Raw genomic sequence first — 7,342 nt, 5'->3', positions numbered from 1 at the left:
CCTTAGCTCATATACCATTCGAGCCGTTCAAAACGCAATTATCACAGGAAAGCCTCTGGCCGACCTGATGTGTGCTTTGATGGCTCGGTTAGTTCCTGGATAGAGCTAATAGGGGAACACTGATGACGGATTAATAAGAATGGTATAGAAAAACTGGAAGAAATAGCAAGACTAAGGCACCTGGAAATAAATAAGCGTCCAATGTTTGGGCAGGATTTTTGTTTGTCATCAGTGCTGTAGCAATAGGCGCATAGCTGGCTACGTAACTTATTGCTACAGTGCTGATGGCGGACAAAAAGACCAGCAAAGATGGATGATGTGTGTTTCCAGGTGCCTAAGACCCTACCCTGGCTCATTGAATCATTTGCCCCCGCTGAAAGCGAGGGCAATAATGCACATTTAACCTTAAACCCGCAGTTAATCGTTATAAAATATTATAGGTGACTGAACCTTAAATATATCGATCACAAATACTTGGCCACCCTTTGGGTGGACTAAGCCGTACTCAATTGCGGTTTCCAGGATTTAAAGATCGGGACAACTATCCGGCCTGTCATTATTTGAACTAAAAATAGAACTGAAGGCACCACGTTGCTACCTTGTTGTGGGGTCAGCATACCCGCTAACATCAAAATCTGCACAATGGCGTAATTTACCAGTCACTAACATTGTCGAAATAACGCCGTCATCATAACTGAAAGGTAAATCATGTGATGCGCAGGTAGCGGCAACCGCACGACCTTCGATTAATTCTACTGAGGTACACAAGCCCCAGAGACGATCAGGATCTTTATAACTATAGGTATCATTTTTCGCAGTACTGCTTAATGTCCACCCTTGACACGGCAAGTCCAGGTTACCATTAAATAACGCGACATCATTGCTTTGAAAGCGCAAGGTTGCTTTTACAGTGCCTTCTTCATCTCCATTACAGCGCGGGTCATCCCGACTCTCTTTGGCACCCGCAACAACATTGCTTGCATCCGCCCGTAATGTCAGATAGCTGGCCGGTGTTCCATCCCCATGCTGAATAAAAATAAAGTTCGAACCGGTTAATTGTAATGCCGGTGGCTGGGCAACTTCCAGTTTAAGAAAGTACATAAGATCAGTATTATATTGAGTACAACTACCACCATTGCTACAGTCACCATCCTTGCTACACGTAGTACTGCTATCGTTACTGCAAACACCGTTCAAGTATGAGCGTACATGACAGCCTATGCAATTAGCCCGATCATAGGATTCCATTGAGGTATTGCCCAATATAGGGCGCTTTTGAGTAACTGTTCCATCAGTGTTCGTAGCCAGTACCACTTGTTCACGGATAACGCCTTGATTAATCGGTTTAACATCCGGTGTTGCTGCAATGAATTGCGCCGCATTTTGGCAACTTGAATAACTGGTCGCCTGCCAATGAGCACTAATTAGCTGGTACTGCGTCCAGGGCGACTGCCCATTGGCATCCGGTGCACTGGTAATCGCAGTATAGCAAGCGGCATTCTGATCATTAGCGGCCGGGTAAGATGCCATACAACTTGCGCTAGTACCGCAATCAGAGTCAACAGTACACTGAGTATCAACATCATTAGAACAGTAGCCATTTGCAACAGGTACTTGTCTACATAACTGTGATAAACCGCCTACTGGATTGGGTGGTAAATCCAGGCACCAGCCATCTGTGCCATCCGGGTTAATAAAAGGGTTGATACATTCATCTATACCATTCATCGCCGGCGGCTGATTACATTTTGCACAGGTTTCATTTCCTTCAGCATTGCAGTTATTTGGATTTAGACTGGAAATGACAGAAGTGTCTGCAGGACAGTTGGTATTGACGGATGACGAGTGTGTTCCTGGTGTAATCTGGGTACAATCTAAAGCATTGGCATTATGCTCATAGGTTGCCCATATCCAGTTTGGCTGCTTAACGGTTTTATGCCCCATGTGCATTCCAACCATGGCCATGGATTTAAGCTCACAGGTATCAACCTGACTACTGTTACGATAGTTTGGAGAATAAACCAGGCTATTGCAAAATATAAACATGGCCGTTATGTTATCCAGTAAAAAGAAACTTAGCTTATAAAACTGGAAGTGTGTAAATTACAAATAACGCTGACTCCGGAAAAATCGCGGAACTTAGGTAACGCGCAATAAATAAGCTACCCGTATTACGCAGGATTTTTATTTGTATTCAAGACGCAACGTAGGGCGCATAGCAGGCTATGTAACCAAAGTTGCAACGAAGAAGGCAAATAAAAAGACATGTTATAAGGGTGGTTATTTATTGCGAGTTGCCTTAAACATAAATAGACTCAATAATGGACAGACAATCTTTTATATTTAATCAAATTCATATTGAAGCGGCGCGCAATGCGTCGGATGATTTCAATTTGTTTCATGACAAGCACAAGTGGTTGCAAATTACGCACAACCCTTTTAAGGGGCCTATTGTTCTAGGCTTTCAGTTAAATGCAATGATTGAATATCAATTTCGCCTGTATCGGGAGACGCAGTATGAAAACCGGATTATTGCTGAAAATGGCCTGCGCTTCAGTAATTATCAGATCACCTTCGTTAATGCCGTACGCCCGGATAGAGACTTGTATCTGGACATAAAAAAAACCTTGATCAAAACCATTCCCGAGCTGACTCTATCCAACCGGGTTGCAATTAAGTCCAACAATAAAACCGTTTTACTGGGGTCTAAAAAAGAGACTGCCTCGCCCTTATTTCTTGCCGACACTGATTTATCAAACCTACCTGATCTAAATACGGTCCCGGATTGTTCGACAGTTCCTGGCAGCGACTATTTTTTGAAACGCAAATATGTCAATAATGGTAATGCCAAGAATTTCTTGTCTGGCTCCCTGGCAGAGCAATCCGATTACTTTGATGAACTCGATGGACTGGAGGAATACCCGGAAATATTTCCCTGTAGTTTAACCTCAGGGGCATTGCTGGAAAAAGCACAGGTAGAAGACCAGCATGATTTTAAGCGTAATCCGATGGTTTATACTTCCCACAGCATTTCAGTGAACCGGGAACATCTGCGCCTGCTAAAAAACAATCATAAGCTGCATATACTGGTCAAACAGTTGCCCGAATCAAAATCGCGCACTTTGAATAACACTAATATCATGTTACGCGTATATGAATGCTACGGCCTGCTGGAAGATGCCAAGGTATTATTCAGAACCCGCTTGTGCCTGGTACCGCTGGAAGAATTGCTCAATGGCTTAAGCAAACGTAAATAACTTTCTGTATTACTCAAATCGATTATCAATAAGCACTTCTTTTTTATCTAACTGGCCACCCCGTGGGTTTTCTGCCTGTGTAGCCTTACCTATCGCTAAACACAGAGAAATCACATGGTCATCAGGTAAGTTGATCAACTGACCTACTGCTGCAAAATCAAATCCATCCATAGGACAGGAGTCATAGCCCATTGCCTTTGCCGCTAACATCAGTGTTTGTGCAGCAATACCACACGAGCGCATGGCTTCATCTCTTTGCACTTGATCCTGACCACGATAATATTGGTCGATGGCGGGCAGAAGAAAATCTTGTGTTGCCTGATCTGCATTGACCCAATATCGCCCTGGTTGCTTTTCCCTGGCCTTCAAATCAGCACAGATCACAATAAATAATGAGGCATCTGTTACTTGCGCCTGATCCCATGCGACCGCTCTGATTTGCTTTCTTAATTCTGGCTCGGTGACATTAACAAAGCGCCAGTTTTGTATATTAAATGCAGTCGGCGAAAGCAGTGCCAAAGAAAATAGCTCATCTGTTTGCTGGTCGTTGATACGGTGATTTGCATCAAAATATTTAACGGCTCTACGCGTCTGTATTGCTTCTATTGTATGCATGTTTACTCCTTTATAAGATTGATTTTTTTACCACGAAATACACGAAACACACGAAAATTAACAAAAGACACCTTGTTCTACTTGATCATCAACCTTAACGCCTGAATAATTCTCAACTAATCGATAAAGCATAGTTTGAACAATAAAACCCTTCTTTAAAAAGAATTTCTTTCGTGCTTTTCGTGTCTTTCGTGTCTTTCGTGGTTAATATTCTTTATACTTTTTCACAAAGAAACACACAAAAAAAGAACAAAAGATACCTCACAGTATTATTCGCTCAATTTGAACTCCTGGATAATGTCCAAAATTAACAATGAGACCTAAACGTAAATCAGTTGACTTTAAATAGTTAAATGCCTGAGCTTTATGTTCTGACGTTACACATTTCACTGCTTTTAGTTCAACAATTATTTTTCCATAACAATCAAGTCAGGTTTATATATCTGTTGAAGTTCCTCTCCTTTATAAGTTAACCTTAATACCTTCTGAGCAACAAAAGGGATTTTGCATTTAGATAACTCTTTCTGTAGACATTTTTGATATACAGCCTCTAAGAAACCACACCCCATTTCGCGATACACCTCAAATATAGCTCCCTGAATAACATAACACTCTTCTTTAAAAAGAATTTTTCCTTTGGTGTCTTGATTTCTCATAAATCAACTCGTCTATATCATTCTCAATATATACAACATTTTAGGCTGGCATAAGGTACCCCTTATCACTTTTCTACCACGAAAAACACGAAGCACTCGAAAAAAGACTTTTAAAGGTTTTTTTCGTGTTTTTAGTGTGTTTCGTGGTTAATAGCTCTTTTTATCATTCTGGCAAATCACTAAGCGATAAGATTTTTGTTACATCATATGCTGGCTCTTGGTAAGGGTGTGCCTGCAACAGAGCTACTACCACTTGTTTAATCAACTGGTCATCACACACCATTTCTACTTTATATTCATCAAGCGTGGTAATTTTCCCGGTTTCACCGATAAACGGCTGGCTGGCTGCCAGCGGCTTAAATTGCCCTGTTCCCAAAACCTGCCAGGCACAACAATCATACTCGCCTATCTTTCCTGCTCCTTGCGCAAACAAGGCTGCTTTTACTTGTTCAACATGACTTTCTGGTACGAAAAAACACAGTTTATACATAGCTTATATGTAGTTATGCAGATTTGATCTGATAAATTGAATAATTGAAGGGGGCATCATGTTTACTTTCCAGTTCAGAAATTTTGTTAATACTGCCTAGGCTTGATCCACTCCATCCGGCTGAGTAAGATACAAAAGCGTGAAACCAAGAATTACAAGCAAACGGAAAGCTGCCTGTTGGCCGTTCCAGATTTTGGATTGCCACATTAAAAACCATTCCCCGCCTAGCGCGATAAACCCTCCTAGCCAGCACAAAACTGCTATTAAAGCTTCAACAAAGATGATAAGAAAATAAGCAGCGTGATAAACAAAGTGCGTATCAATTGCCCGCCATGAGTCTCTATTATGCAGAAATACCGTATCCATCCTAAGCACGTGCGCAACAAACTCATAGTTCGAGCCATAATCCGCAAGATTGTTAAACACTACTAATGAAACATAAAACGCGACTGCCCAGACAAGAACAACCTTTGAATATCTTGTGTACACAGTACCTCCAGGCATCTAATCAAGTATTATTCCTAGTGCTACACTGGAATTCTTATCTAACTAAAACCTTTATCTAATTAAAATGTCGTGGAGCATCCATGCATTTATGCAAAAGACGGACTATTAAAATACCCTTATTTAATTTTTTATAAAAAATTAAATGTGAGCGGTGTTGGAAGGATAAATAATCTGAACGAATATGCTCAACTTCTATTCCTAGATCAGGATGACCATCAAGTGTCTCAAAGCATTTTTCTAGGGATGCATGGTACTCAATCATTACACTAGCACCAAAGTTAATCATCGAATAATCAAGGATAGAATCTAAATCAGTGCTCGCTTTAGCTGAGAGACTATACACTTATACCGTGTCTTTCTTTAGCATCATTCAAAATATCCGCCATACTGCGGTCAGTGACTCCACTTTTTTCACCTTCAATAAGAGCCGAACGGAGCATTGCTATTTTATTTTTATGTTCTTGATCAAGACGGATTAGTTCGCGTAGATATTCGCTATCATTGTCATATTTTCCAGTATCAATTTGTGACCTGATCCATGATTCCTGTTGCTCTGTAACAGCTATAGTTTTGCGTTGCATCGGCATCTCTTGTTCTCCTAATCTCCACGATCGTATGATTATATCATACGTAAAATCTTTACTCACATTTCTAACGCCTACTTCACATCTTTCACCGCAAGCGTAATTTTGTGGATTTTGCCAGTAAAACGGGTCTCGTCGCGTCCGATACCGATGCCTTCAGCGACTGGTGTCTGATTGTCTAGACCAACATCAGCCGTTTCATCGGCGGAGAATATCAGAGGCTGGGTCTTCTCGATCCGCCCCTTGGCGACGGTTTTTCCGTTGACGGAGAGAGTCGCTTCGCCGCCTTTCCCGAGTCCACCACCATCGTAGACAAAGTTCAGTAAAATAGTCGCATCGCCCGCAGCAATTGTGCTGGTCGATGATACAGTAAAATGTTCTAAGCCAAGATAGTTGTAGGTGTAGGCTGGTTTTCCGTCTTTTATATAGAGCGACCAGCCTCCGAACCGCCCACCCTGAGAAAGAATCACACCATTCGCTCCACCCTTGGGAATCACAACCTCGGCCGTGATCGTCTTCGAGCGGTTCTTCACATTCATGAAGGTATTCTCCAACATACCGTCCATCCCTGAGTAGAGCGTAAGTGTTGTTCTGACACCCAGGAGATCTGGACGACCTGCAATGGCAGGATTCATCCGCGCAATTACCCGATCATCAATCAGCAAAGCATGGTATTTCTCAGCTTCGCCCATGAACAGCGCCTCCATCTCGGCAACTTTCTGCGGATATTTGTCAGCCAGATTATTGGCAAGGCTGAAATCTTCATTTACATTGTACAAATCCCATGTGTCTGTCTCCAATGGAGGCATATTAACGGCTTGCCACGGCGCACGATGGATAGTGCGTGCAAACCAGCCATCTTTATAGATCGCCCGATTACCAAACATCTCGAAGTACTGGGTTGTATGCCGTTCTGGGGCATCTGCATCATTGAACGAATATAGCAGGCTCGTCCTAGGCTGTCGAAATATAGCATTCAAATTGTAAATATCTATAATATTCAATGCCTTGAAAAATATATTCTGATTAAAAGGCGACATATAGTCCCGAATCAGCTCTCTAATTTCTCCCATTTATTAAATAATCAATCACTTACAAATATGTGGAAGGATTAACTTTGCCATAATCCAGCCCTATTTTCCTTTGTAATTTATCATATTATGGATTATAGTTAATCTAACTTGATATCAATTTTAGAGGGTAAATAAATCCCCGAAAATAAAGAGTGGGAAG

8 protein-coding genes and 1 pseudogene are annotated in these 7,342 nt (G+C 41.6%); 1 reads left to right on the top strand and 8 read right to left on the bottom strand.

Features of this window, described 5'->3' with window-relative positions:
• Positions 1 to 594: 594 nt before the first annotated feature.
• Positions 595 to 2,046 carry a hypothetical protein gene (locus tag BTHERMOSOX_RS08285; protein ID WP_138120613.1) on the bottom strand — a complete coding sequence of 484 codons (1,452 nt, stop codon included), beginning with the start codon at positions 2,044 to 2,046 and terminating at the stop codon, positions 595 to 597.
• 275 nt (positions 2,047 to 2,321) lie between these two features.
• Here BTHERMOSOX_RS08285 and BTHERMOSOX_RS08280 point away from each other — a divergent pair, with 275 nt between their 5' ends.
• On the top strand, positions 2,322 to 3,257 hold the full coding sequence (locus BTHERMOSOX_RS08280) for a hypothetical protein (protein ID WP_138120612.1): 936 nt from the start codon (positions 2,322 to 2,324) through the stop codon (positions 3,255 to 3,257).
• A 9-nt stretch (positions 3,258 to 3,266) separates the two neighbouring features.
• Here BTHERMOSOX_RS08280 and BTHERMOSOX_RS08275 read toward each other — a convergent pair whose 3' ends face one another.
• The 7 genes and pseudogenes from BTHERMOSOX_RS08275 to BTHERMOSOX_RS08245 all read right to left on the bottom strand — a co-directional run bounded on the left by BTHERMOSOX_RS08275 (position 3,267) and on the right by BTHERMOSOX_RS08245 (position 7,182).
• The gene (locus tag BTHERMOSOX_RS08275; protein WP_138120611.1) at positions 3,267 to 3,872 is read right to left on the bottom strand and encodes a nitroreductase family protein; all 606 of its coding nucleotides are present in this window, start codon (positions 3,870 to 3,872) and stop codon (positions 3,267 to 3,269) included.
• A gap of 261 nt (positions 3,873 to 4,133) precedes the next feature.
• Positions 4,134 to 4,528, bottom strand: a pseudogene (locus tag BTHERMOSOX_RS08270) (GxxExxY protein).
• A gap of 163 nt (positions 4,529 to 4,691) precedes the next feature.
• A complete protein-coding gene (locus BTHERMOSOX_RS08265; RefSeq protein ID WP_138120610.1) occupies positions 4,692 to 5,018 on the bottom strand; it encodes a YqfO family protein in 327 nt (108 codons plus the stop codon).
• A gap of 96 nt (positions 5,019 to 5,114) precedes the next feature.
• On the bottom strand, positions 5,115 to 5,522 hold the full coding sequence (locus BTHERMOSOX_RS08260; protein WP_249360657.1) for a DUF2165 domain-containing protein: 408 nt from the start codon (positions 5,520 to 5,522) through the stop codon (positions 5,115 to 5,117).
• 58 nt (positions 5,523 to 5,580) lie between these two features.
• Entirely contained in the window at positions 5,581 to 5,811 is a 231-nt protein-coding gene (locus BTHERMOSOX_RS12085) for a type II toxin-antitoxin system RelE/ParE family toxin (RefSeq protein ID WP_428992040.1), read from the bottom strand.
• Between the two features lie 49 nt (positions 5,812 to 5,860).
• Positions 5,861 to 6,106 carry a type II toxin-antitoxin system ParD family antitoxin gene (locus BTHERMOSOX_RS08250; protein ID WP_346654948.1) on the bottom strand — a complete coding sequence of 82 codons (246 nt, stop codon included), beginning with the start codon at positions 6,104 to 6,106 and terminating at the stop codon, positions 5,861 to 5,863.
• A 77-nt stretch (positions 6,107 to 6,183) separates the two neighbouring features.
• Entirely contained in the window at positions 6,184 to 7,182 is a 999-nt protein-coding gene (locus BTHERMOSOX_RS08245) for a hypothetical protein (protein ID WP_249360656.1), read from the bottom strand.
• Positions 7,183 to 7,342: the final 160 nt, after the last annotated feature.

The organism is Bathymodiolus heckerae thiotrophic gill symbiont, from assembly GCF_900128515.1.
In the GTDB taxonomy this organism is placed as follows: Bacteria; Pseudomonadota; Gammaproteobacteria; order PS1; family Pseudothioglobaceae; genus Thioglobus_A.
The sequence above is the reverse complement of the archived record's forward strand: the minus strand, read 5'-3'. Positions and strand labels throughout refer to the sequence as shown.